This is a genomic window from Actinacidiphila epipremni, assembly GCF_012034175.1.
Lineage (GTDB): Bacteria > Actinomycetota > Actinomycetes > Streptomycetales > Streptomycetaceae > Actinacidiphila > Actinacidiphila epipremni.
The window spans coordinates 111,522-136,402 of sequence record NZ_JAATEJ010000025.1 but is presented as its reverse complement, the minus strand read 5'-3'; the positions used below and the strand labels follow the sequence as shown (position 1 = coordinate 136,402).

Here is a 24,881-nt window from a genome sequence, read left to right as displayed (position 1 = left end):
GCCGGTCGGCCGGTGCGGCAGGTGTTCAGTCCCCCAGCACGGGCAGCAGCTCCGGCAGGTGCCCGTCGGAGGCGAGACCGGCCGCGACGCGCTCGGCGGGCACTTCACCGTACAGCGTGCTGCGCTGCCGGGCGGGGCGTCCGGCGGCCTCGGCGATGGCGACCAGGTCGCGGATGGAGCGGTAGGAGCCGTAAGCCGAGCCCGCCATGCGGGAGATGGTCTCCTCCATGAGCGTGCCGCCGACGTCGTTGGCGCCCGAGCGGAGCATCTCGGCGGCGCCGTCGGTGCCGAGTTTCACCCAGCTGGTCTGGATGTTGGGGATGTGCGGGTGCAGCAGCAGCCGGGCCATGGCGGTGACCGCGCGGTTGTCGCGGGCGGTCGGGCCGGGGCGGGCGATGCCGGCGAGGTAGACCGGCGCGTTGGTGTGGATGAAGGGCAGCGTCACGAACTCGGTGAATCCGCCGGTGCGTTGCTGGATCTCGGCGAGCAACCGCAGGTGGCCGAGCCAGTGGTGGGGCTGGTCCACGTGGCCGTACATCATGGTGGACGACGAGCGGATGCCCAACTCGTGGGCGGTGGTGACGACTTCGATCCAGGTGGCGGTGGGGAGCTTGCCCTTGGTGAGGACCCAGCGGACCTCGTCGTCGAGGATCTCGGCGGCGGTGCCGGGGATGGAGTCCAGGCCCGCCTCCTTCGCGGCGGTCAGCCAGTCGCGGATCGACATGCCGGTGCGGGTCGCGCCGTTGACGACCTCCATGGGCGAGAAGGCGTGCAGGTGCATGCCGGGCACCCGGGCCTTGACCGCACGGGCGATGTCGAAGTAGGCGGTGCCGGGCAGGTCGGGGTGGATGCCGCCCTGCATGCACACCTCGGTCGCGCCGACGTCCCACGCCTGCTGGACGCGGTCGGCGACCTGGTCCATGGACAGGGTGTAGGCGTCGGCGTCGGTGCGGCGCTGCGCGAAGGCGCAGAAACGGCAGCCGGTGTAGCAGACGTTGGTGAAGTTGATGTTGCGCGTGACGACGTAGGTGACGTCGTCGCCGACGACGTCGCGGCGCAGGTCGTCGGCGATCCGGCACAGCGCGTCCAGGGCCGGCCCGTCGGCGTGCAGCAGGGCGAGGGCCTGCGCGTCGCTGAGCTTGGTGGGGTCGTCGGCGGCGGTGGACAGCGCGTCGCGCACGTCGGCGTCGACCCGGTCGGGGACCATGCCGGGCGCGGCCTGCTCGCGCAGTTCGGCCCAGTCCCCGTAGACCTCGTCGAAGTCGTCGCGGCGGTCGGCGGTGCGGCCCTCGGTGTCGATGGTGCGGTGCAGGTCGGTACGGCCGCCGGCGGCCGGGAAGGCGTCGTCCGGCTCCTGCCAGGGGCGGCCGGTCACGGTCGCGTCCTCGCGCGCCAGGCCGGTGTGCGGGTCGGCGAGCGCGGTGACGTGCGGCAGCAGCCGCGGGTCCAGCCAGGGTTCGCCGCGGCGGACGAACTCCGGGTAGATGGTGAGGCGTTCACGCAGCGCGAAGCCGGCCTCGCGGGTGCGGGCGGCGAGGTCGTCGATCTGCGGCCAGGGGCGCTCGGGGTTGACGTGGTCCGGGGTGAGCGGGGAGACGCCGCCCCAGTCGTCGATGCCGGCGGCGATGAAGCGGGCGTACTCGCCGTCGACGAGGTTGGGCGGCGCCTGGATGCGGGCGGCCGGGCCCAGCACGAGCCGGGCGACGGCGATCGCCGCGGCCAGTTCCTCCAGTTCGGCGTCCGGCATGCCGCGCATCGCCGTGTCGGGCTTGGCGCGGAAGTTCTGGACGATGACCTCCTGCACGCCGTGGTAGCGGCGGGCGGTGCGGCGGATCGCGAACAGCGCGTCGGCGCGCTCCTCGTACGTCTCGCCGATGCCGATGAGGATGCCGGTGGTGAAGGGCACGTTGGAGCGGCCGGCGTCCTCCAGCACCCGCAGCCGGACGGCCGGTTCCTTGTCCGGGGAGCCGTAGTGCGGGCCGCCGCGCTCGGACCACAGGCGGGTCGCGGTGGTCTCCAGCATCATGCCCATGGACGGCGCCACCGGCTTGAGCCGCTGCAGGTCGGTCCAGCTCAGCACACCGGGGTTGAGGTGCGGCAGCAGGCCGGTCTCCTCCAGCACCCGGATCGCCATGGCGCGCACATACGCGAGCGTGTCGTCGTAGCCGTGCGCGTCCAGCCACTCGCGGGCCTCGGGCCAGCGGTCCTCGGGCCGGTCGCCGAGCGTGAACAGCGCCTCCTTGCAGCCCATTTCGGCGCCGCGGCGGGCGATGTCCAGCACCTCGTCCGGCGAGAGGTACATGCCGTGCCCGGCCCGGCGCAGCTTGCCGGGGACGGTGACGAAGGTGCAGTAGTGGCAGGTGTCCCGGCACAGCCGCGTGAGCGGTATGAAGACCTTGCGGGAGTACGTGATGACGCCCGGCCGGCCGGCCTCGGCCAGTCCCGCGTCCCGGATCCGGGCGGCCGTCCCGGTCAGCCGTTCCAGGTCCGCGCCGCGCGCCTGGAGCAGCACGGCGGCCTCCCCGGTGTCGAGGGCGACGCCTTCCTCGGCGCGGTGCAGGGCGCGGCGCATGGCACTTGCGGTGGGCGGCGGGGTCGAGCTCATCCCCCGAGCATAGGTCGCGGGCCCGGCTTCGGAGGGGCACGTCACCCGGTGGCGCTGTCGGCTTTCTCACCTGGTCCGGGGCGGCCGGGCGGGAATATGCGCGGGGGCGGCGGTGCGGGACGCCGGCGGGGATGGCCGCGGGGGCGGCTGCGGCGCGGCGGAAGGGCGTACGGGCGGCTCCCGCGTTTCCCGCGCCCGGTGCGGCGGCCGGGACCGTACGGTGGGCGCACGAACCACCGCAAGGGTGACGCCCCTTCACAAGCCGGGAGGACAGCTGTGTTCCGCCCCTTTTCGGTGCAGCCCTCGGCGGGGAGCTCGCGGTTCCACCGTGCCGAGACGGCGCGGGCCGAGGCGTTCAGCGACGGGGTCTTCTCGATCGCGGCGACGATCCTGGTGATCGGGCTGCTCGCCCCGCCGCACCGGCCCGGCGGCCTGGGGCGGGCGCTCGCCCGGCAGTGGCCGGCGTATCTGGGCTACATCGCGTCCTTCAGCTACATCGCGGTGATCTGGCTCAACCACCACCAGGCGTTCGTGCGGATCCGGGTGATGAACCGGGGCCTGCACGCGGCGAACCTCTTCGTGCTGTTCACGACGGCGGTGCTCGCCTTCCCCACCGACGTCGTCGCCGACGCGGTGCAGGCCGACGTGGCGGGCCGGGACGCGCGGGTGGCGGTCGCGCTCTACGCCGGGATCGCGGCGGCGCTGTGCCTGAGCTGGGTGGTGCTGTACTACCGGCTGCATGTCTGCCCGGGGCTGCTGGAGAGCGGGGTGGAGCCGGCGTACGTCACGCACGGCATCATCCGCTCGGCGCTGGGGGCGCTGGTGTACTGCCTGGTCGGCTTCCTGGGGTGGCTGGTCACGCCGCTGATCGCACTGGTGGGGTTCGCGCTGCTGCCGGCTTTCTATTTCGCGACGAGCGAGGGGCTGCCGGGCGGGCGGGAGACGGCGGGGGCGTGAGGCGGCGGCGAGGCGGCCGGCGTGAGGCGGCGGGGCGCGGGTTCTGGCAGGTGGTGGTCGTGCCGCTGCGATGCCCCCAAACGGGTGCAATACTGAACATTCAGGCGCCGAGTCGGCTGGGCGGGCGGTGATGCGTGTGGCGAGCGGGATCGCGGAGCGGCGGGCGGCTGCCGGCGGGGCCCTGGCCGGGCAGACCGTCGTGCTCGTCGGCGGCAGCACCGGCATGGGCCTGGAGACCGCGCGGCAGGTACGGGCGGCCGGCGGCGACGTGGTGCTGGTCGCACGCAACGCCGACCGGCTGGAGCGGGCGGCCGGCGAGGTCGGCGCGGTGGGCACGGCAGCCTTCGACGCGCAGGACCCGGAGCGCCTGGAGTCCTTCCTGCGCGAGCTGCCCGGCATCGTCGACCATGTGCTGGTCACGGCCGGCAGCCCGGCGTACACCCCGCTGGACGAGCTGGACCTCGCCGAGGCGGGCCACGACTTCGGCAACCGGGTCGCGACGATGCTGGCGGTCGCCCGGGCGGCCCGCGACGTCCTGCGGCCCGGCGGGACCGTGCTCTTCGTCGGCGGCACCGGCGGGCGGCGGCCCGCGCCGGGGATGGAGGTGATGGGCGCCGTCACCGCGGCGATGCCGGCGCTCACCGCGAACCTGGCGCTGGAGATCGCGCCGGTGCGGATCAACCTCATCGCCGCCGGCTTCGTCGACACCCCGCTGTCGGCCTCGCTGCTGGGCGGGCAACTCGAAGCCCGGCGCGAGGAGTTGCGCAGGACGCTGCCGATCGGGCGGGTGGTCGGGCCCGAGGACGTCGGCGCGCTCGCGGTGCACCTGATGCTCAACGAGGCGCTCACCGGGGCGACGTACGACATCGACGGGGGCCAGCAACTCGTCCCGGCCTGAACTCCCCCGCGCCCGGCCCGCGTTCAGGACCGGGCCCCGGGCCCGCAGCCGTAGCCGTAGCCGTACGGATGGAGACGCCGCCATGCACATGAAACTCGAAGTCACCGTGGTCCCGGTGTCCGACGTGGAGCGGGCCAAGGACTTCTACGGCCGGCTCGGCTGGCGGCTGGACGCCGACGTCAGCCCCGACGAGGACTACCGGGTCGTGCAGTTCACCCCGCCGGGCTCGGCCGCCTCGATCGTCCTGGGCACCTGCGTGACCAACCAGCAGCCCGGCTCCGCGCAGGGCCTCCAGCTCGTCGTCGACGACATCGAGGCCGCCCGCGAGGAGTTGGCCCGGCGCGGCGCGGAGCCCAGCGAGGTCTTCCACGACTCCACCGGCGTCTTCCACCACGGCGGCACCGGCGAGCGGCTGCCCGGGGCCGACCCGGAGGGCACCAGCTACGGCTCCTTCCTGTCCTTCGACGACCCGGACGGCAACGGCTGGTTCGTGCAGGAGATCACCACCCGCCTCCCGGGCCGCGTGGACCCGTGAGGGCGCGGTCGGTGCGCATGGCCGCGGCGGCAACGGGAGTGACGGAGGCGGCCGGTGGGGAGGAATGAGTCCATGGAGGAGTCCATGGAGGGCCCCGTGGAAGTGCCCGAGCCGCCGCCCAAGCGCGCCCCGGGCGGCCTCGGCGCGCCCTTCGCGCTCGGCGGTGTCACCGTCGTACGGCACGGCGAGAGCACCGCGAACGTCGCCTTCGCCGAGGCGGTCGGGACCGGCGCGACCGAGCCGATGCCCGGCAGTGACGCCGAGGTCGGGCTGTCCCTGCTCGGCGTGCGCCAGGCCGGCGCGCTCGGCCGGTGGTTCGCCGGGCTCGGCGCGGCGGACCAGCCGCAGATGGCGATCTGCTCCACCTACCGGCGGGCCCGCGAGACATGGGCGGTCATGGCGCGGACGGCCGCTCGGCTGGGCGCCGCGGTGCCGCCGGTGCTCGTCGACGAGCGGCTGCGGGACCGGGAGATGGGCGTCTTCGAGCTGCATCCGCCACCGGCCCTGCGAGCCCGTGACCCGCGCGAGTCGGCGCGCCGCGAACTGCTGGGCGACTGGGCGTACCGGCCGCCGGGCGGCGAGTCGACGGCCGATGTCGCCCTGCGGGTGCGGGACTTCCTGACCGAGCTGGACCGTACGCTGCCGGGCGGGCGCGTGCTGCTGGTCGCGCACGACGCGGTCGTCGCCGGCGTGCGGTTCGTCGTCGAGGGCGTCGGGGCGCCGGTCCCGGACGGGCTGCCGCCGGTGCCGAACGCGTCGGTCTCGCGCTGGACCGGTGACGGCCGCCGGCTGCACCTGACGGAATGGGGCGGCACCGGGCATCTGGAGCGGGAGGCGCCGCGGTGAGGCCGTGCTGAGGCACGTGGTGAGGCCCGCGGTGAGATCCGCGGTGAGGCCCGTACGGCCGGACGGGCCGCGGGTCGCAGGGCCCGGACGGGTGGCGGGGAGGACACCGTTCCTGTCGGCGGCGGACGCCTCGCGGCCACACGGGCGTCATGCGGAGGGGTGACGGTGGGGGCATGGATCGACGCGACGTACTGAAGCTTTCCGCTGTGGCGGGTGCGGCCGGTGTGATCACGCTGGCGCCCGTGGACTTCGCCGCAGCCGACGACCCGGCCGGCCCGTCCGGCGCGACCACGGCCGCGCCCTCGCCCTCGGGCCCGGGCGGGGACCTGACGAGGACCGTCACCGGCCATCTGCCCACCGGGGTCGCGGACTTCGTGTACCTGCCGGTGCAAGTGCCGCACGGCATCCGGCAGATCGCGGTGTCGTACACCTACGACCGCCCCGCCGTGCCGGCCGGCACGCTCGGCAACGCGTGCGACATCGGCATCTTCGACCAGCGCGGCACCGGGCTCGGCGGGCGCGGCTTCCGCGGCTGGTCGGGCGGCGCCAGGACCGAGTTCGCGATCAGCGCGGAGGAGTCGACGCCGGGCTACCTGGCCGGCCCCGTCGAGGCGGGCACCTGGTACGTGGTCCTCGGCCCGTACACCGTGGCGCCGCAGGGGCTGGACTACTCGGTGACGGTGACGCTCACGCCCGGCGAGCGCGGACGCACGCCGAAGCCGGACTACCCGCCGGAGCAGGTCAAGGGCCGCGGGCGCGGCTGGTACCGCGGCGACTGCCACCTGCACACCGTGCACTCCGACGGCAAGCGCACGCTGGAGGACCTGGCGGCGCTCGCCCGGGCCGCGAAGCTGGACTTCATCAACTCCAGCGACCACAACACCAGTTCCGCCCACCCGCAGCTGGGCCCGCTGGCCGGCGACGACCTGCTGATCCTCACCGGTGAGGAGATCACCACCCGCAACGGCCACTACCTGGCCATCGGCCTGGACGGCGGCGAGTTCGTCGACTGGCGCTACCGGGCGCGCGACGACGCCTTCGACGGCTTCGCCCGGCAGATCCGCCGCGCCGGCGGCATCGTCGTGCCTGCCCACCCGTACGGTACGAGCCTGGCCAGCCAGTGGAAGTTCGGCTACGACAACGTCGACGCCATCGAGGTGTGGAACGGCCCCTGGACCACCGACGACGAGGCGTCCCTGTTCACCTGGGACAACCTGCTCACCGGCGCGGTGCGGCGCGGCGACGGCCACTGGATCCCGGCCATGGGCAACTCCGACGCCCACCGCGACCCCGACGTCGTGGGCCTGCCGCAGACCGTCGTCCTGGCCGAGGGCCTCAACCGCAAGGCGCTGCAGGACGGCATCCGCGCCGGCCGCTCCTGGATCGCGGAGAACGCCGACGTGCAGCTGAGCTTCACCGCGGTGGGCCCGCGCGGCGAGCACGCCGGCATCGGCGAACGGCTCCAGGTGGCGTTGAACGCGCAGGTGACGGTGTCCCTCACGGTCTCCGGGGTGCCCGCGGACGCGCTGCTGCGCCTCGTCTCCGACGAGGGCCAGGTCTTCGCCGCCGCGCTCCCGGCGTCCGGCACGGTGACCTGGCAGACCACCGCGTCGCTTGCCGCGTACGTCCGCGCGGAGGTCCGCCACCCGGCGCCCGCCGGGACGCCCGCGGGGCTGCTCGGTCCCGCGGTGGCGATCACCAACCCGATCTGGCTCGGGCGCAGGTGAGCTGAGGTTCTTCGGGGGTGGCGGGCGCGCCGGGGCGCCCGCCGCCTTCCCGGGGGACGCTCGCGAGGTGACGTCAACGGTGTGACGTTCACGGCGTGACGCTCGCGGCGTGACGTTACGGCGCCGCGTCCGCCGCGTTCACGCGGTCGGTGCCGCGCAGGCCGAGGCGTCGGGCCAGGACATCCGCAGCTTCGCCGGTGCGCCGACCAGCCGGGTGGGGTCGCCGCCGGGCGGGCCGACGGGCACGGTCCCGGCGTGGGCCGCGCCCATCGCCGCGTAGAAGGCCCGGGCGGCGGTGTTCTGCTCCAGCACCCACAGGTAGAGCGCCGGGGAGGCCGCCCCGGCGACCGCCTCGGCCGCCGCGCGGCGCAGCAGGGCGCGGCCCACGCCCGTACGCTGCCGGGCGGCGGTGACGTGCAGGTTGTCCACGAGGCTGCCCCAGGCCGGGTCGTCGTCGAGGACGAGGTGCACAAAGCCGAGGGCGTCGCCGGTGCCGTCCTGGGCGAGCAGCGTGACCGTGCCGGCGGGCGCGGCGAGCCGCTGCGACCAGACGGCGAGCCGGTCGGCCACGACGTCGCCGTCGAGGTAGGCGTCGGAGTAGGCGCCCCGGTAGTGCCGCCGCCAGCTGTCGGCGTGCAGCCGCGCCACCACCTCCGCGTCCCCGCGCCCTGCCGTACGGAACCGCGGTGCCATGCCGCCCCCTTGTCGCCGCGCTGCCTGAGCCGTAGGGCAGTCAACATCAGGGGGCGGAGCCGAACCAGCCATTTTGGGCAGCGTGTTTCTGACGCCTGCTCAGCGACCGCCCTGCTCAGGGGCCTGCCGGCGGCCCGGCGGCCCGGCGGTCCGGCGGTCCGGCGGTCCGGCGGTCCGGCGGTCCGGCGGTCCGGCGGTCCGGCGGTCCGGCGGACGCGCTCACCGGTCGAAGCGCCAAAGGGTCGCGCCCTCCGGCGCCATGATGCCCAGGCCCACCGCGGTGGTGAAGACGAAGCGGTAGAGGTGCCAGGGCGGGGGCCCCGCGCTCGGGGCGCTGAAGGGCGCGGTGATCGCGTGCCCGGCGACCTCCGCGGGCCAGCCCAGCTCGTTGTACGCGGCGGCGATCCGCTCCAGCACCGCGGGCTCGGTGACCCGCCGCGCCGTCCCGGTCAGCGTCACGTCCAGGTCCGTGAGCCGCACCGCGAGCGTGCACGCCGGGTTGGCTTCGAGGTTGCGGGACTTGCGCGTCCCCGGCCCGCTGGTGAAGTAGAAGTCCCCGTCGTCCCACAGCGCCCCCACGCCGGCGGCGTGCGGGATCCCCCGCGGGCCGACCGTCCCCAGGAAGTACGACAGCGCCGCCACCCGCTCCGGCCGTACCGCCAGCTGGTCCCGCGCCCTGCTCCACGGGAACGTCTGCGTCCCGTACCCCACCCGGTCCAGGTTCACCGTCTTGACCGGCTCCAGATCCGCCATCGCGCCACGCCTTCCGCCGAGGGCCATTTCTCCGTCGGCGGTACAGACCGCGCGCGGCGCCGGAACTCGTCGGCCGCCGCCGGGTTTTCACCCGTCGGGACGTATTCCCGCTCCTCGCACGCGCTCTGCGGTCGTCCGGGTGCGGGGTGCGCGGTGTCTGCGGGGTGGTGCGGGGTGTGTGCGGGCTCCCGGGGCCACCGCCCCCCGTGCGGCGGCCCCGGGGCCCGCGGCCCGTGCGCTGTCGTGCGCGCGCGGGCCGTACCGGGGTGGTGCTCGGCCGGTCGGCCGGTCAGCCCGTCACGCGGACCGGCAGGAGGATGCGCCAGACCGCTTCCTCCAGGCCGTGGACGGCCGCGATCCAGCCGATGTTCTCCTCGTCGGTGCCCAGCCGCACCGCCTGGGCGAGTTCGCCGAGGACCTCCGCGAGGTCGCCGTGGTCCATGGCGGCCTCCAGCCGGCCGCCGGCCGGGCCGTCGTCGTGGTAGCGGTGGTACGCGGGGGCGGCGCGCAGCACGCCGACCGGGCGCCACTGCTGGGCCAGCCGCCACACAGGCTCGCCGGCGACGCGTACGCCGTCCGCCTCCACCACCTGGGTGCGGTGGCGGTCGACCGAGAGCGCGTACCAGCCGTCCGTGCCGGTCAGCACGAGGTCGGGCGAGCAGCGCTGGACCGCGCGCGGCACGGTGTGGGTCGCGCCGGGGGTGGGCAGCACGAGCGGGATCGCGGCCATGCCGGCGTACAAGCAGCCGTAGAACGCGCCGGCGAGGTCCGGGCCCTCGGGGTAGACGAGGAGGACCCGGCTGCCGGGGCTGAGCAGGGAGCCGAGGCGGGCGGCGATCGCCCGGGCGCGGCGGTCGAGCTCGGCGAAGCTGCAGCCCGCCGTGCCGGCGCCGGCCCGGCTGTCGAAGGGCAGCGCGGGCACCAGCGTCGGGTACCGCTCGGCGCGCCGGCGCAGCAGCGGGCCGGGCAGCCCGGCGCCGTCGCCGCTGATCCGGCGGGCGCCGCCGCCTCCGCCGCCGCTGCCCGGCCGGGTCCGGCGCGGTGGCCGGCTGTGCCTGCCGCCGCTCACCGCCGTGTTCTCCCGCGCCGGGGCACCCCGCGGCGGCCCGTACGACGGCAGTTCGCCGAGGAACCCCGCGCCGGACTCCGGTCGGGCCTGCCGCCCCGGCTCCGGCCGGGGCTCCAGGGGGACGAACTCGCCCGCCGCACAACGGTTCTCACCGGGCATCGCGACGACGCCGGCCGTCCCGCGCGGACCCCGCGCATGCTCCGTACACTTCGTGCACATTGCCGCTCAGCTACCCGTCTTGTCGCAGAAAGCCCCACGGCACGAACCATCCCCACACACCACAGCCTCCGCGTCCTCACAGACGGAATCGGAAATTCAGCCCAACTTTCGCCGTCCGGCCGGTTCGGGACCCGCATGGGGTGACCCGGGAGCTTCCGGCACGGCAAACTGGCACGGACGGGGCCGAACCACCGGCTCCGTCCGGGAAGTGCCACGCGGACAACTGTTCCGTCCGCCGATGAATGATTGATATACGCGTGGAGAGCCGACGCGGTCCGGCCTTTCCCGGCCGCGCGGCTCGCGTCGGTTCAGGGGGCGTTGGATGGGAAGCGGGGCGGAGCCGGGCAAGGGCCTGCGATTCGCGGTCCTGGGGCCGGTGCGCGCCTGGCGCGACGGCGAGCAGATCAGCACGGGCGCGCCGCAGCAGCGTGCGCTGCTCGCGGTGCTGCTGCTGCGCGGCGGGCGGACGGCCACCGCGGCCGAGCTGCTGGACGCGCTGTGGGGTGACGCCCCGCCCAACACCGCGCTGGCCGCCCTGCGTTCGTACGCCTTCCGGCTGCGCAAGGCCCTCGGCCCGCAGACCCTCGTCACCGACTCCGGCGGCTACGCGATCCACATACCCGTCGAGGCGCTGGACGCCACGACGGTCGAGCAACTGGCCGCGGAGGCCGAGAAGATACGCCAGTCCGACCCGGGGCAGGCCCGCGAACTGCTCAGCACGGCACTGGAGATGTGGAACGGCGAGCCGCTGGCCGGGCTTCCCGGGCCGTTCGCGGAGACGCAGCGGGTCCGGCTCGCCGAGTGGCACCTGGGCCTGATCGAGGTGCGGCTCGAACTCGACCTGGAAATGGGCGCGCACGCCGAGGCCGTCTCCGAACTGACCGCCGTCACCGCCGAGCACCCGCTGCGCGAGCGGCTGCGCGCCCTGCTGATGCTCGCCCTTTACCGCAGCGGCCGGCAGGCCGAGGCGCTGGGCGTCTACGCCGACACGCGCCGGCTGCTCGCCGACGAGCTGGGCATCGACCCGTCCGCCGAGCTGAGCGACCTGCACCAGCGCATCCTGGAGGCCGACGCCAGCCTCGCCCCGCCGCAGGGCTCGGGCACTCCCGGCGCCCCGGAGATCCTGCGCCCGGCGCAACTGCCCGCGACCGTACCGGACTTCACCGGGCGGGCCGCCTTCGTCCGGGAACTGGGCGAGCAGTTGGCGGCGGCGTCGCTGGGCAGCGGGGTGATGGCCGTCTCGGCGGTCGCCGGCATCGGCGGCGTCGGCAAGACCACGCTGGCCGTGCAGGTCGCGCACAACGCGCGGGAGGCCTTCCCCGACGGGCAGTTGTACGTCGACCTGCAGGGCACCGGCCCGCGGCCGTCCGAACCCGAGGCCGTACTGGGCTCGTTCCTGCGCGCGCTGGGCCTGCCGGACGGCGCCATCCCCGACTCGCTCGCCGACCGCGCGGCGCTCTACCGCTCCACGCTGTCCGGGCGGCGGGTGCTGGCGCTGCTCGACAACGCCTACGACGCCGCGCAGATCCGGCAGTTGCTGCCCGGCACGCCCGGCTGCGCGGCGCTGGTCACCAGCCGGGTGCGGATGGTGGACCTGGCCGGGGCGCATCTGGTCGACCTCGACGTGATGTCGCCGGAGGAGTCGCTGCTGCTGTTCACCCGGATCGTGGGCGAGGAGCGGGTCGGCAGCGAACGGCAGGCCAGCCTCGACGTGGTCGCCGCGTGCGGCTTCCTGCCGCTGGCCATCAGGATCGCCGCCGCCCGGCTCGCGGCCCGCCGCACCTGGACGGTGTCGGTGCTCGCCGACAAGCTCGCCGACCGGCGCCGCCGGCTGGACGAGCTGCGGGCCGGCGACCTCGCCGTCAAGGCGACCTTCGACCTCGGCTACGACCACCTCTCCCCCGCGCAGGCCCGCGCCTTCCGGCTGCTGTCGCTGCCGGAGGGCCCCGACATCTCCCTCGATGCCGCCGCCGCGGTGCTCGACCTGGACCGCTACCGGACCGAGGAGCTGCTGGAAGCGCTCGTCGACATCAGCCTCATCGAGTCCGCCGCGCCCGCCCGCTACCGCTTCCACGACCTGCTGCGGCTCTACGCCCGCGAGCGCGCCGAGGCCGACGAGACCGAGGAGGTGCGGTGCGCGGCCCTGTCGCGACTGCTGGACTTCTACCTCGACTCGGCGGTGTCGGCGTACGCCCTGGAGAACCCCGGCGACCGGGTCCTGGACCACCTGGCGCCGACCGCGCACCCCGGGCTGGGCTTCGCGACCAGGGAGGAGTCCCTGAACTGGATGTTCGCCGAGGCGCAGGGGCTGCTCGCGGCGGTGCGCCAGGCCGCGGAGGGCGGCTGCTCCGGGTCGCTGCGGCGGGCGGTGCACGTCCTGCTCGTGGCGCAGGACCTGATGGAGTCGGGCGTGTACGCACGGCAGTACGAGCAGGCGACCGCCGCGGTGGTCGCCGCCGCGCACACGTGCGGGGAGACGTTCGTCGAGGGGCGCGGGCGGGTGTGGCTCGGGCAACTGCTGCGGCTCTCGGGGCGGTTCGAGGAAGCGGAGGAGGAGGCCAAGCGCGCGCTGGTGCTGGGGCTGGCCGCCGAGGACCCGATGGCGTGCAGCTACGCCCGCAACCTGCGGGGCATCCTGGCGCTGCGCGGGCGGCACTTCGCGGAGAGCGCCGACTACCTCACCAGCGCGCTGGACGCCTTCCGGGAGGACGGCAACAAGCACGGCGAGGCCGCGGCGCTGAGCAATCTGGCCCGGGCGCAGCTGGAGTTGGGGGACGTCGCGTCGGCGGTCGCCGCGACCGACCGGGTGGTGGCGATATACCGCGAGCTCGGGGCGCGCTTCCGGCTGGGCAACGGGCTGTACTCGATGGGCGTCACGCTCACCGCGACCGGTGCGCACGACGGCGCGCTGAGCTGCCTCACGGAGGCGCTGGAGATCTTCCGCTCCGTGCGGCAGCAGCTGTGGGAGGGGCTGACGCTGTGGCGGCTCGCGCAGCTGCACCTCGCGGCGGGGCGCTACCGGCAGTCGGCGTCGCAGGTGGAGCAGGCGCTGGTCATCATGCGGGACATCGGCGGCGAGTGGCGTACCGCCAACGCGCTGACGGTGCTGGGCCGGGCGCTGGCAGGGATGGGGCAGCAGGTGCGGGCGCACGCGTGCTGGCGGGACGCGCTGGCCGCGTATGCGGCGCTGGGCTCGCCGGAGGCGGCGGAGGTGCGGCAGCTGCTGGGCGCGTCGCCGGGCGCCGGGGCGGCGGGGCCGGCGGAGGCGCCGGGGACCTCGGCGGCGGTCTGAGGGGCGGTTCCGGGCGCGGGCCGACGGGTTCCGGGCGCGGGCCGGCGGATTCCGGCGGGGCAGGCGCGGGCGCCGGACGGCCGATGGATCGCCAACGGACGGCGTTTATCAGTTGATTATCGGCGGGTGCCAGGATTCCATCACTGCACGAGCTGCCCGTCCGGCGGTGCACGGGGGTCGCTGCCGGGCGGGCGTCACGTCAGAGCGTCCCAAGCTGGACACGCACACAGGAGAGCACCATGAGCGCAGATCAGCCGCAGGCCCCGACCACCGGCGACGGTTCGGTCGACCCGGACAACTTCCACGCCGAGGGCACCACGGGCAAGCCCGCCGTGAAGCCCGACAACTTCCACGCCGAGACCGTCAAGCCGGACAACTTCCACGCCGAGGGCACCAAGCAGTAACGCCCACCCGGCAAGAGCACGGGGGCACAGGGGGATTCAGACGCACGGGGGACTTCCGGGGGAACCCAGGGGGGCTGGGGGAACGGGGAGAACCGGGGGGAACGCCCGGGAGGGGGCAGCCGCCCGCGGATCAGGGGACCGCGGACGACTGACCCGGGCGTTGGGGGGCGGCTCGGTCGCGGTGAGGAGGGGATGCCGCGGCCGACCCGCCATCAGCCGGGCAGTGGCCTTCCGGCGGAGGCCACCGCCCGGCACCTTTGCGTCCGGGTCCACGCCCGGCGCCGGGCGGCGAGCTCGCGCCGGGGGGGGCGCGGTGCCGCGCGGGCCAGGCTGCCGGGGGGCGAGGCGGGCGCGCGGGCCACGCAAGCCACGCTGCCGGGGCGCGGGCTTACCCAGGGGGCTAACGGGGGTCACCCGGCGGGCCCGGGCCCGGGCGGGTCACGCTGCCGGGGCTTACCCGGGGGACTACGTGGGAGGGGCGAGCGCGAGGCGGCGCGGGAGCACGCGGGCGACGCCCGCCGGCGACCCGGCCCACGTGGCGAAGCCGCAGCTCGGGGCGTAGTGTCGGCCCCGAGGGGGCTGAGTACGCACAGAGGCGGCGCCGTCAGATGCCCCGCAACATCTCCGGCCCACCCCTCGCGCTCATCGGAGCGGTGCCCGCCGCCCGGAACCCCTTCCGAACCCGGCCCGGCGCGCACCAGGGGCCCGGCCCCGAGGTGAACGACCTCTCCCGAGAGGCCGCCCCCACCCCGCCAACCGCGCCCCGCTCGGCTCCCTCACCCTCCCGTCACCGGCCCGACCCGACCCAGCCCGCCGAGGTCCCACCGCGACGGCCCCGCGAATCGCGGAAGCCGGGCCAACCGGGCACGTCTGAGCCCGCGGCCACCCCCGCCAGCCGGGCTCATGGCCACGCACCCACCAACAACGACACCGCCAGCTGCCGAAGCCACCCCCACCGGGAGCCCCTGGGCCCGCGGCCACCCCTGCCAGCCGAGGCCACGGCCACGCACCCACCAACAACGGCACCGCAAGCTGCGGAAGCCACCCCCACCGGGAGCCCCTGGGCCCGCGGCCACCCCTGCCAGCCGAGGTCACGGCCAGGTACCACCCGCAACGGCCCCGCGAATCGCGGAAGCCACAGCGCCCGGGCACCCCCGAGCCCGCAGCCCACCCAGCCAGCCGCCCGCACAGCCGCGTACCCTCCCGCGGCGGCACCGCAGGCTGCCGCAGGCACGGCAACCGGAGCCCGCACCCGGAAGCGCGCCAGCCCACGCCGGGGCTCAGCCGCCGGGCTCGCCGAAGCCCATGCGCCGACCCGGCCAGGCCGGCCGCAGGCCGTGTTCAGGCTCGGCGGGCCGCCGCCCCCGTGCCCTTCGTCGCGTCCAGCGCGTATACGCAGCGGTCCTTCGAGCACGCGTAGACGACGCCCTCCGCGCTCACCGGCGAGCCGGTGATCTCGCCGCCCGTCTCCAGCCGCCAGCGCAACTGGCCGCCCTGCGCGTCCACCGTGTAGAGGCAGTGGTCCTTGGAGCCGAAGTGCACCCGCCCGTCGGCGACCGCCGGCGAGCCGACGACCTCACCCTGCGCGGCGAACCGCCACCGCGGGGTGCCGCCGGCCGCGTCCAGGGTGTAGAGAGCGCTTCCGGCGCCGAGATGCACCGCGCCCGCCGCCACGACGACCGGTTCCACGGACTGCCGCGGCTCGGTCGCCACCCGCCACCGCTGGCGACCGCCCGCGCCGGGGTCCAGCGCGTAGACCGTACCGAGGTGGTCGACGACGTAGACGCCCCCGCCGTTCGCCGCCGGCCCCGGCACATGCGCGGGCGGCGCGAACATCACCGCCGGCGCGTCGAAGTGCCAGCGCTCCACGCCGTTGCGGGCGTCGAGCGCGAGCACCCGGGTGCCCGCCGTCAGGTAGACCACCCCGTCCGCGACCACCGGCCGGGTCGGCATGGACCCGGCCGCCCCGGGCTCGCCCACCGGGTAGGACCACATCTCCGACCCGGTCAGCGCGTCCACCGCGTGCAACTGCCCGCCGCCCTGGTAGTAGACCGCGCGGCCGACGACGGTCGGCCCGGACTCCGGCGACTCGAACTCGGTCTGCGCCCCGCCCCGCTCCCACCGCAGCATCCCGCGCGCCGCGTCCCACGCCTGCACCCCGCCGCCCCGCGTACCGGTCACGACCGTGCCGGCGTCGGTGCGTACCGCGTACACCCACCCGTCTATCGGCGTCCGCCACCGGTCCGAGCCGTCCTTCGCGTCCAGCGCGAACAGGCTCGGCCCGTCGGACGCGTGGATCCGCCCGTCGTCCACCGCCATCGTCCAGGCCACGTCCCGGGTCTTGAACTCCCGGCGCCCGCTCGCCACGTCCAGCGCGTGCACCTCGAAGGAGGTGACGTACAGCAGCCCGCCCGCGACCACCGGGGTGCCCCAGACGTCGTTGGACATCCGGAACCGCCAGGGCCGCCACTCCGCCGGCGCCGTCACCGGCGGGGCCTGCGCGGGCACGGCCGCCGCCGGGTCGCCCGCGCGGTGCGCACCGGGTCTGCGCCGCACCCACTCCGTCCCGGGCGCCGCCCCGCCCGCCGCCTTGTGCTCTGCGGCCTCCGCGACCCGCAGCCCCGGCCCGATCGGCGCCGACCCGGCGAGACGTACCGGCTCGGCGACGGACTCCCTGCCGTGCCGCCCGTGGTGGTCCTCGCCCGGCCCGTGCGAGGGCACCGGCGGCGGCTGCACCGGGCGCGGCGGCACCGGCTCGACCGGCACCTGCGGGCCACCGCCCGCCTCGGCCCGGCGCCCGCCGTTCGCGACCGGTCCGCTGCGGCCACGGCCGCTGCGCCGCTGCTCTATCAGCGCGACCGCGCCGGGCGGCAGCCACGCCGAAGCCGTGCCCGTATCGTCGCTGCCGGCCGACAGCAGGTGCGGGGCGAGCTGCGCCTGGAGGTCGGCCGGGGTGGGCCGGCCCTCGGCCTCCATCCGCATGCAGGACTCGATCAGCGGTCGCAGCTCGTCGGGCAGCCCGGCCAGGTCGGGCCCCTCGCGCAGCAGCATGAAGACGGTCTCGACGGGGTTGGCGCCATGGAAGGGGGCGTGGCCGGTCGCGGCGAAGACCAGCGTGGAGCCCAGCGAGAAGATGTCGCTCGCCCCGCGCACGCTGCGCGAGTCCCGGGCCTGCTCGGGCGACATGTAGGCGGGGGTGCCGACCGCGACGTTGGTCATCGTCAGCCGGGTGTTGGACACCCCGGAGGCGATGCCGAAGTCGATGACCCGCGGGCCGTCCTCGACCACCAGCACATTGGACGGCTTCATGTCGCGGTGCACCAGGCCGGCGGCGTGGATGGACTGCAGGGCCTCGGCGATCCCGGCGGCGAGCCAGCGCACCGCCTGGGCCGGCATCGGCCCCGCCTCGTTGACGATCTCCTCCAGCGACGGCGCGGGCACGTACGCGGTCGCGAGCCACGGCACGGCGGCCCGCGGATCGGCGTCGACGACGGCGGCCGTGTAGAAGCCGGAGACGGCGCGGGCGGCCTCGACCTCACGCGTGAAGCGGACCCGGAACAGCTGGTCCTCGGCGAGCTCCGCGCGCACGGTCTTGATCGCCACCCGGCGGCCGGATGCCGAACGGGCGAGATAGACCAGCCCCATGCCGCCGGCGCCGAGCCGTCCCAGCACCTCGAAAGGGCCGATCCGTCTCGGGTCGTGCTGCGTCAGCTGCTCCACCACTGCCCTGCCACCTCCCCGTACCCGCGTTGTTGCGGCTGTGTTCCGCGTGCGTACGTCCTGTCCTCCGCGGCCCGTTCCCCCGTGCCCACGCCAGGGTACGGACCTGATTGTTCCTGGGAAGGGCGTCGGTTGCGAACCCGGGGCCGTCACGACACGCCCATCGAGCGAACTCGTTATCATCCGCCGACCGGCCGGCGGAAGGCGTCGCGACGCGCCGGTGGGTGTCGCCCCTCCGTCAACTCCCGGCTATGCAACCGTCCTTGCGCGCGCCGGGTCGAGGAACGTCAAGCCCGCGCCCTCGTCGTCGGCGACGAAGCAGACGCGCCCGGCCGACTCCTGCGGCTCCCGCAACTCCCGCAACTCCCACGGCTCGCACGGCTCGCACGGCTCCCGCACCGCCGAACCCCCGCCGCGGCGCGCCCTCACCGGTTGCGTACATGATCCCCTCCCCTTTCTTGCGCTTCCCTGCGCGCGTCATCTCCGTCTGCGAGGACTCCCCGGACCCCGTCTGCAGTGATCTTGCCCACACTCACACCTCCCTAATTCGAACATATGGTCAATTTTGGACGAGCTCGCGACCTCCGCCCCCCAGATCGCCACAAAAGGCGCGAACCGCAAGCCCCGCCCGCCCCGATCCGGGTTCCGCTTAGCCTGCACAAATGCCCACTGACCTGCGTCTTCCGTACCACCAGACACCCCCTCCCCATTTGCACGCCGCCAAATCGCGCGCGAACCCCCCGCCGGTAAACTGACGGCATGACAGGACAAGTTCGCACCGTCGACGGACGTGTCGCGGGTCGCCGAGGGCAGGCGACGCGGCAGAAGCTGCTCGACTGCCTGAGCGAGATGCTCAGCACGTCGCCGTACCGGGACGTCAAGGTGATCGACGTCGCGCGGATGGCGGGCACCTCGCCGGCCACCTTCTACCAGTACTTCCCCGACGTCGAGGGCGCCGTCCTGGAGCTCGCCGACGAGATGGCGAAGGAGGGCGCGTCCCTGACCGAGCTGGTCGCGGGCCGCTCGTGGGTCGGCAAGTCGGGCGCCCAGGCGGCCGATGAGCTGGTCGACGGCTTCCTCTCCTTCTGGAAGAAGAACGACGCCATCCTTCGCGTCATCGACCTCGGTGCGGCGGAAGGGGATAAACGTTTCTCCAGAATCCGCACCAGGATCCTCACCTCCGTGACGGGCTCGCTCACCGAGTCCATCAAGGAGCTCCAGGGCAAGGGCCGGGTCGACAAGGACGTCAGCGCCCCGGCCATCGCCGGCTCGCTGGTCACCATGCTCGCCGGGGTCGCCGCCCACCAGAAGGGCTTCAGCAGCGGCTCGGGCATGAAGCAGGCCGACCTCAAGCCGAACCTGGCGCTTCTGGTGCATCTCGGGGTGACCGGGAAAAAGCCGCCCAAATAAATCCCGGGGCAACATTGCTCGGCACTCCTCCCCTGGACGGCCCACTCATCCGAGCGGACCCCGGTGGAGCCCGGGCGACGCGCCCGCCGGACCGCTCTCCCCCGACCCCTCCTCACCTCCCTGCAGCCCTGTGCCCTGCGCCCTGTGGAGCAGTGGCCCTATAGAGGGGTACGACGAGGCGCCGGGGCCCCGGCACCCGGCACCGGGTCCGCCCGCGCGCCGAAGGAGCCGGCCGCCATGCCGCAACGCACGCTGCCGGTGCTGGCGACCGCCGCGCTGCTCGCCGCGGTCGCCGCGGTGTGGCCGGTGCACCACGGGCCCGACGGGGCGGCGCGGGCCTGGACGGCCCAGGCCGCGGCCCGGTTCTGGACGCCCGAGCGGATGGCGGACTCGATGCCGGCCGCGGACCGCGACCGCCCGCCGGACGCCCGGCCCGGCACCCGCCCCAGCACCCGCCCCGGCACCGGGCAGCCGCCGAACCGGCAGTCCCTGAGCGCCCTGCCCGCCGACGGCCGCCCCGTCGACGCGGCCGTCTACTTCGCCGGCATCCCCACCGTGGGCGTCCTGTTCTCCCTCGGCGACGACCTGGCCGCCCACCGCTGCACGGCGAGCGTCGTCCACAGCCCCGGCCGCGACCTCATCCTCACCGCCGCGCACTGCCACCCGGGCAGCGACATCGGCTTTGTCCCGCAGTACCGCGCGGGCGCGGCCCGGCAGCCGTACGGCATCTGGGCGGTGGACCGGGTCTTCACCGATCCGCGCTGGCGCCCCGGCGACGCCGCCGCCTCCGACCACGACATCGCCTTCGCGCGGGTGCTGCCCGGGCCGCGGGGCCGGCGCATCGAGGACGTCACGGGCGCCGACCGCCTCGCCCGTACCCCCGGTTACCGCAACCGCGTCACCGTCATCGGCTACCCGCGCCGGGCCGGCGACCCCACCGACCGGCCGGTGATCTGCACGACGTCCTCCGAGCAGCTCGACGAGCGGCACCAACTCCGTATCTACTGCGACGGCTTCGCGGCCGGCACGTCCGGCGGGCCCTGGCTGGTCGGATACGACGCCCGCAAGCGGACCGGGACGGTCGTCGGCCTGGTCGGCGGCCTCGACGGCGGCGGCCCGGACGACCGTATCTCCTACAGCCCCTTCTTCTCCGACGCCGTCCTCTCTCTTCTGCGCACCGCCGCCGCGGCCGGCTCCACGGCGGCCTCCCCGCCCGCGTCCTGACGGGCCGCCACCGCGTACCGGCGCCCGCGCAGGACCGGTGCGTACCGCGCGGGCCCGGGTAGGCGCAAGGCGTGGACGGACCGGGCCGCGGCACGGGTTACGCTCACGAACGCACCCCAGTAGGCCGCCGCACCGCAGGAGTTCCGCATGCCCGACCGCAGCCCCTCCACCACGCCCGCGAACCAGGCCGTGAACCAGGCCGCGACGCCGGACGCCCTGGTGATCGGGGCGGGCCCCGGCGGGCTGGCCGCGGCGGCGGCGATGCGGCAGCGCGGGGTGCGCCCGCTGGTCGTGGAGCGCGCCGAGCAGCTCGGCGCCTCCTGGCGCGGCCACTACGACCGCCTCCACCTGCACACCACCCGAAGACTCTCCTCCCTCCCTGGCCTGCGGATACCGCGGGCGTACGGCCGGTGGGTGGGCCGGGACGACGTCGTGCGCTACCTGGAGGCGTACGCCGAGCACCACGCCCTGGACATCGCGACCGGCATCACGGTGGACCGGATCGACCGCGGCGGCAACGGCGACGGCGACGGCGACGGCTGGGAGATGCCCGCAACCGGCGGCCGGGTGCTCAGGTCACCGGTCGTCGTGGTCGCCACCGGCCACAACCACACGCCCTACATTCCGGACTGGCCGGGCCGCGACGCCTTCCCCGGCGAGCTGCTGCACGCGGCCCGCTACCGCAACCCCGCCCCGTACGCGGGCCGCGACGTGCTGGTGGTCGGCGTCGGCAACACCGGCGCGGAGATCGCCGTCGACCTGGTGGAGGGCGGCGCCTCGCGGGTACGGCTCGCGGTGCGCACCGCGCCGCACATCATGCGCCGCTCCACGGCGGGCTGGCCGGCGCAGGCGAGCGGCATCCTGGTACGCCGGCTGCCGCCGTTCCTGGTCGACAAGGTGGCTCCGCGCGTGGAGCGGCTGAGCGTCCCGGACCTGTCGCAGTACGGTCTGCCGCGTCCGCAGACGGGCCTGTACGCACGGGTGCTGGAGGGTGCGATCCCGGTGCAGGACGTCGGCCTGATCGCGGCGGTACGGTCCCGGCGGGTGGAGATCGTGGCGGCCGTGGAGGGGTTCGAGGACGGCGAGGTGCTGCTCGCGGACGGGACGCGGATCGCGCCGGACGCGGTGATCGCGGCGACGGGCTACCGGCGCGGGCTGGAACCGCTGGTCGGGCACCTCGGGGTGCTGGACGGGCGGGGCCGGCCGGTGGCGCACGGCGCGCGGCAGCCGGCGGGCGCGCGGGGGCTGTTCTTCACCGGGTTCACCAACCCGATCAGCGGGATGCTCCGGGAGATGGCGATCGACTCGCGCAAGATCGCCGCTGCCGCGGCCCGGCTGCTGGTGTCCCTGCCGTCCTGACCTGCGGCGGCAGGGAATTCGCTCACCCGTGCGAGTGATAACCGGCGATTCCGGAACACCTCACGGGATCGCGGTCGTTCACAGTGTGTGACAAGAAAGGGCGGCGCGTGACGGAGGGTCACGCGCCGAGCGCCACCGCGGCGGGTGCGGCGACCGGCCGGCGGCGGACGACCAGGGACATCAGCGCGGCCACCGCGCACAGCGCACCGGAGGTGTACCAGACGGGATCGTACGTACCGAACACATCACGGGCCACACCGCCGAGATAGGCGACCAGCGCGGCACCGATCTGATGGGCGGCCAGCACCCATCCGAAGACGATCGCGCTGTTCTCGCCGTAGTGCTCGCGGCACAGGGCGATCGTCGGCGGCACCGTGGCCACCCAGTCAAGCCCGTAGAAAACGATGAACAGCACCATCGGCGGATGGACGCTGTCGGCGAGCAGCATGGGGAGGAACATGAGCGAGAGTCCGCGCAGGCCGTAGTAGAGGGCCAGCAGGCGGCGCGGCGACATGCGGTCGGTGAACCATCCGGAGGCCACCGTGCCCGCGATGTCGAAGACGCCGATGACGGCGAGCAGCGAGGCCGCGGCGGTCGCGGGCATGCCGTGGTCGTGCGCGGCCGGCACGAAGTGGGTCTTGACCAGGCCGTTGGTGGAGGCCCCGCAGATCGCGAACGATCCCGCGAGCAGCCAGAAGGTACTGGTGCGGCCGGCCTGGCGCAGTGCGCGCAGCGCACGGCCGGCGGCACCGGTGGCGGGCGGCGGCTTGGGGACGAACTCCTCGGCTCCGTAAGGGGCGAGGCCGACGTCGGCGGGATGGTCGCGCAGCAGCAGCCAGACGAAGGGGACGACGGCGACCGCGGCGCAGGCCACGGTCACGGCGGCCGGCCGCCAGCCGTGGTGCTCGGTGATCCACGACAGCAGCGGCAGGAAGACCAGCTGCCCCGCCGCGCCCGCCGCGGTGAGGACGCCGGTGACCAGGCCGCGCTGGGCGACGAACCACCGGTTGGTCACGGTGGCGGCGAAGGCGAGGGCCATGGAGCCGCTGCCGAGGCCGACCAGCACGCCCCAGCACAGGACGAGTTGCCACACCTGTGTCATGCGGACCGTCAGCGCAGCGCCGAGCGCGATGGTCAGCAGGGCGCACACGACCACCTTGCGGATGCCGAAGCGGTCCATCAGCGCGGCGGCGAAGGGGGCGGTCAGTCCGTAGAGCGCGAGGTTGATCGAGACGGCGAGTCCGATCATGCCGCGCGACCAGCCGAATTCGGAGTGCAGCGGGTCGATCAGCAGGCCCGGGAGGGAGGCGAATGCAGCAGCGCCGATCAGGGTGAGGAAGGTGACGGCGGCGACGGCCCAGGCACGGTGCGGGCGCGGTCGACGGCGGCCGGGGGCGGCAGGACCGCCGGCGGCGGACACGGGTGCGTGGGATGTCTGCGTCACGCGGTAAGTCTCGGCTGGGCGGTGGCGGGCGACGAGTGGCCCGATGGCCATGATGTGCAAGAATCGGGCCATGGATCCGGCCATGGAGCGCAGCACGGAAGTCTTCCGCCACCCCGGACGGCACCGCGTCGCGGTGTTCGCGCTGGACGGCGTGATCCCGTTCGAGCTGGGCATCCCGCTGCGCATCCTGGGCGGTGCGCTCGGCGTCGAGGACGGCAAGCCGTTGTACGAGGTGGTGACGTGCAGTCTCGCGCCGGGGCCGGTGCGGACCGACGCGGACTTCCCCGTGGTGGTGGAGCACGGCGTGGCGGCGCTCGCGCAGGCCGACACGGTGGTGGTCCCGGCGTCGCACGAGCTGGGGCCGGTGTTCCACGAGGGTGTGCTGTCACCGCGGCTGGCCGGGGCGTTCGCGGCGATCCGCCCGGGCACCCGGGTGCTGTCGATCTGCACGGGCTCGTATCTGCTGGCCGCCGCCGGCCTGCTGGACGGCCGGCCGGCGACCACGCACTGGATGCACACCGACCACTTCCAGCGGCTCTTCCCGCGGGTGCGGGTGGATCCCGACGTGCTCTACGTGGACGACGGGGACGTGCTGACCTCGGCGGGGGTGGCCGCGGGGGTGGACCTGTGCCTGCACGTGGTGCGGCGCGACTTTGGCACGGCGGTGGCGAACGCGGTGGCCCGCCGCACCGTGGTGCCGCCGCACCGCGAGGGCGGGCAGGCGCAGTACATCCGCCGGCCGCTGCCGGAGCCGCAACTGGCCGGCACCGAGCGGGCCAGGGCGTGGGCGCTGGACCGGCTCGACCAGCCGCTGACGCTGCGGCAGTTGGCCGAGCGGGAGTCGATGAGCGTACGCACCTTCACCCGGCGCTTCCGGGAGGAGGTCGGGATGAGCGCGGGCCGCTGGCTGACCCAGCAGCGGGTCGAACTGGCCCGGCACCTGCTGGAGTCGACCGACCTCAGCGTCGACCAGGTCGCCCGGAAGGCCGGGTTCGGCACGGGGGCCTCGATGCGGCAGCACCTCCAGCTGACGCTCGGGGTCTCACCGACCGCGTACCGCCGCACCTTCCAGTCGTCCGGCACACGCTGAGCTCTCGGCTGCCCGGCCGGCGGTCCGGTCGGTGGCGCAGTCCGCGCTCCGGTCGGCGGCGCAGTCCGCGGCGCGGTCGACCTCGCACCAGATCTGCTTGCCGGCGCCCTCGGGCTGCCAGCCCCAGCGGTCGGCGAGGCCGTCGACGAGTTCGAGGCCGCGACCGCCGGTGTCGTCCCGGCGGGCGTGCCGCGGGGCCGGCGGGGTCTCGCTGGTGTCGGCGACCTCGACGCGTACCGGAGCGGCGGGGGCGGACGGGAAGAGCATCCGCAGCACCGCGGGGCAGCCGGTGTGGACCACGGCGTTGGTGACCAGTTCCGAGATGAGCAGGATCAGCGTCTCGGCGACCGGCTCGTCGGCGCCTATGCCGGAGCCGGCCAGCCGCGACCTCGCCCAGCGGCGCGCGCGCCCCACTTCCGCGGGGTCGGCGCCCACCTCGAGTTGCACCTGCAGCATCTGCACGTTCACACCATCCGAGCCGGCGGACACAGGGCCTCATGCCTGCGCGGGATCACCGTGTGTGATGCCCGCCGCACACAGCATGATCGACCGTCAGTCACTCCAACAAGCGCTTCCGTCATATTCCAGCGCAACGGGTCACGGGTGCCGCATACTGTGCGCCGCGTGGGGCCGGGC

General features: G+C 74.9%; 19 protein-coding genes. 11 read left to right on the top strand and 8 right to left on the bottom strand.

Annotated features, from left to right (window positions below):
• Positions 1-25: 25 nt before the first annotated feature.
• The gene (locus HCN08_RS26685) at positions 26-2,605 is read right to left on the bottom strand and encodes a bifunctional FO biosynthesis protein CofGH (RefSeq protein WP_167985804.1); all 2,580 of its coding nucleotides are present in this window, start codon (positions 2,603-2,605) and stop codon (positions 26-28) included.
• Positions 2,606-2,881: 276 nt separating this feature from the next.
• On the opposite strand from HCN08_RS26685, the gene HCN08_RS26680 reads away from it, so the two are divergent.
• The 5 genes from HCN08_RS26680 (at position 2,882) to HCN08_RS26660 (ending at position 7,568) form a co-directional block, all read left to right on the top strand.
• Positions 2,882-3,562, top strand: a complete 681-nt coding sequence (locus tag HCN08_RS26680) for a TMEM175 family protein (RefSeq protein ID WP_322974691.1) — start codon at positions 2,882-2,884, stop codon at positions 3,560-3,562.
• 136 nt (positions 3,563-3,698) lie between these two features.
• Positions 3,699-4,460 carry an SDR family oxidoreductase gene (locus HCN08_RS26675; protein WP_322974690.1) on the top strand — a complete coding sequence of 254 codons (762 nt, stop codon included), beginning with the start codon at positions 3,699-3,701 and terminating at the stop codon, positions 4,458-4,460.
• An 88-nt stretch (positions 4,461-4,548) separates the two neighbouring features.
• The gene (locus HCN08_RS26670; protein WP_322974689.1) at positions 4,549-4,995 is read left to right on the top strand and encodes a VOC family protein; all 447 of its coding nucleotides are present in this window, start codon (positions 4,549-4,551) and stop codon (positions 4,993-4,995) included.
• A 72-nt stretch (positions 4,996-5,067) separates the two neighbouring features.
• Positions 5,068-5,841: a histidine phosphatase family protein gene (locus HCN08_RS26665; RefSeq protein ID WP_167985800.1), complete on the top strand. Its 774-nt coding sequence runs from the start codon at positions 5,068-5,070 to the stop codon at positions 5,839-5,841.
• Between the two features lie 173 nt (positions 5,842-6,014).
• Positions 6,015-7,568, top strand: a complete 1,554-nt coding sequence (locus tag HCN08_RS26660; RefSeq protein WP_167985799.1) for a CehA/McbA family metallohydrolase — start codon at positions 6,015-6,017, stop codon at positions 7,566-7,568.
• Between the two features lie 138 nt (positions 7,569-7,706).
• On the opposite strand, the gene HCN08_RS26655 is transcribed toward HCN08_RS26660, so the two are convergent.
• The 3 genes from HCN08_RS26655 to HCN08_RS26645 form a co-directional block, all read right to left on the bottom strand.
• Positions 7,707-8,261 carry a GNAT family N-acetyltransferase gene (locus HCN08_RS26655; RefSeq protein ID WP_167985798.1) on the bottom strand — a complete coding sequence of 185 codons (555 nt, stop codon included), beginning with the start codon at positions 8,259-8,261 and terminating at the stop codon, positions 7,707-7,709.
• A gap of 219 nt (positions 8,262-8,480) precedes the next feature.
• Positions 8,481-9,014, bottom strand: a complete 534-nt coding sequence (locus HCN08_RS26650; protein ID WP_167985797.1) for a pyridoxamine 5'-phosphate oxidase family protein — start codon at positions 9,012-9,014, stop codon at positions 8,481-8,483.
• Positions 9,015-9,303: 289 nt separating this feature from the next.
• Positions 9,304-10,242 carry an AMP-binding protein gene (locus HCN08_RS26645; RefSeq protein WP_240970469.1) on the bottom strand — a complete coding sequence of 313 codons (939 nt, stop codon included), beginning with the start codon at positions 10,240-10,242 and terminating at the stop codon, positions 9,304-9,306.
• Positions 10,243-10,624: 382 nt separating this feature from the next.
• On the opposite strand from HCN08_RS26645, the gene HCN08_RS26640 reads away from it, so the two are divergent.
• Both HCN08_RS26640 and HCN08_RS26635 read left to right on the top strand, forming a co-directional pair.
• On the top strand, positions 10,625-13,594 hold the full coding sequence (locus tag HCN08_RS26640) for an AfsR/SARP family transcriptional regulator (protein ID WP_167985796.1): 2,970 nt from the start codon (positions 10,625-10,627) through the stop codon (positions 13,592-13,594).
• Positions 13,595-13,833: 239 nt separating this feature from the next.
• Complete coding sequence (locus tag HCN08_RS26635; RefSeq protein WP_167985795.1) at positions 13,834-13,998, top strand: hypothetical protein; 165 nt, start codon at positions 13,834-13,836, stop codon at positions 13,996-13,998.
• Positions 13,999-15,339: 1,341 nt separating this feature from the next.
• On the opposite strand, the gene HCN08_RS26630 is transcribed toward HCN08_RS26635, so the two are convergent.
• Together HCN08_RS26630 and HCN08_RS26625 are read right to left on the bottom strand one after the other, a co-directional pair.
• Positions 15,340-17,721: an outer membrane protein assembly factor BamB family protein gene (locus HCN08_RS26630; RefSeq protein WP_167985794.1), complete on the bottom strand. Its 2,382-nt coding sequence runs from the start codon at positions 17,719-17,721 to the stop codon at positions 15,340-15,342.
• 246 nt (positions 17,722-17,967) lie between these two features.
• Positions 17,968-18,147: a hypothetical protein gene (locus tag HCN08_RS26625; RefSeq protein ID WP_167985793.1), complete on the bottom strand. Its 180-nt coding sequence runs from the start codon at positions 18,145-18,147 to the stop codon at positions 17,968-17,970.
• A gap of 330 nt (positions 18,148-18,477) precedes the next feature.
• Here HCN08_RS26625 and HCN08_RS26620 point away from each other — a divergent pair, with 330 nt between their 5' ends.
• From HCN08_RS26620 to HCN08_RS26610, 3 genes are all read left to right on the top strand, one after another.
• A complete protein-coding gene (locus HCN08_RS26620; protein WP_167985792.1) occupies positions 18,478-19,128 on the top strand; it encodes a TetR family transcriptional regulator in 651 nt (216 codons plus the stop codon).
• A gap of 237 nt (positions 19,129-19,365) precedes the next feature.
• Entirely contained in the window at positions 19,366-20,352 is a 987-nt protein-coding gene (locus HCN08_RS26615; RefSeq protein WP_167985791.1) for a trypsin-like serine peptidase, read from the top strand.
• Positions 20,353-20,499: 147 nt separating this feature from the next.
• Entirely contained in the window at positions 20,500-21,711 is a 1,212-nt protein-coding gene (locus tag HCN08_RS26610) for a flavin-containing monooxygenase (protein ID WP_167985790.1), read from the top strand.
• Positions 21,712-21,829: 118 nt separating this feature from the next.
• Here the strand turns inward: HCN08_RS26610 and HCN08_RS26605 are convergent, their stop codons facing one another.
• Positions 21,830-23,206: an MFS transporter gene (locus HCN08_RS26605; RefSeq protein ID WP_167985789.1), complete on the bottom strand. Its 1,377-nt coding sequence runs from the start codon at positions 23,204-23,206 to the stop codon at positions 21,830-21,832.
• Between the two features lie 31 nt (positions 23,207-23,237).
• Between HCN08_RS26605 and HCN08_RS26600 the strand changes: the two genes are divergently transcribed.
• The gene (locus HCN08_RS26600) at positions 23,238-24,245 is read left to right on the top strand and encodes a GlxA family transcriptional regulator (RefSeq protein ID WP_206319261.1); all 1,008 of its coding nucleotides are present in this window, start codon (positions 23,238-23,240) and stop codon (positions 24,243-24,245) included.
• Here the strand turns inward: HCN08_RS26600 and HCN08_RS26595 are convergent.
• Positions 24,198-24,707 carry an ATP-binding protein gene (locus tag HCN08_RS26595; RefSeq protein ID WP_167985787.1) on the bottom strand — a complete coding sequence of 170 codons (510 nt, stop codon included), beginning with the start codon at positions 24,705-24,707 and terminating at the stop codon, positions 24,198-24,200. The two genes, HCN08_RS26600 and HCN08_RS26595, sit on opposite strands and share 48 nt — an antisense overlap.
• Positions 24,708-24,881 lie beyond the last annotated feature (174 nt).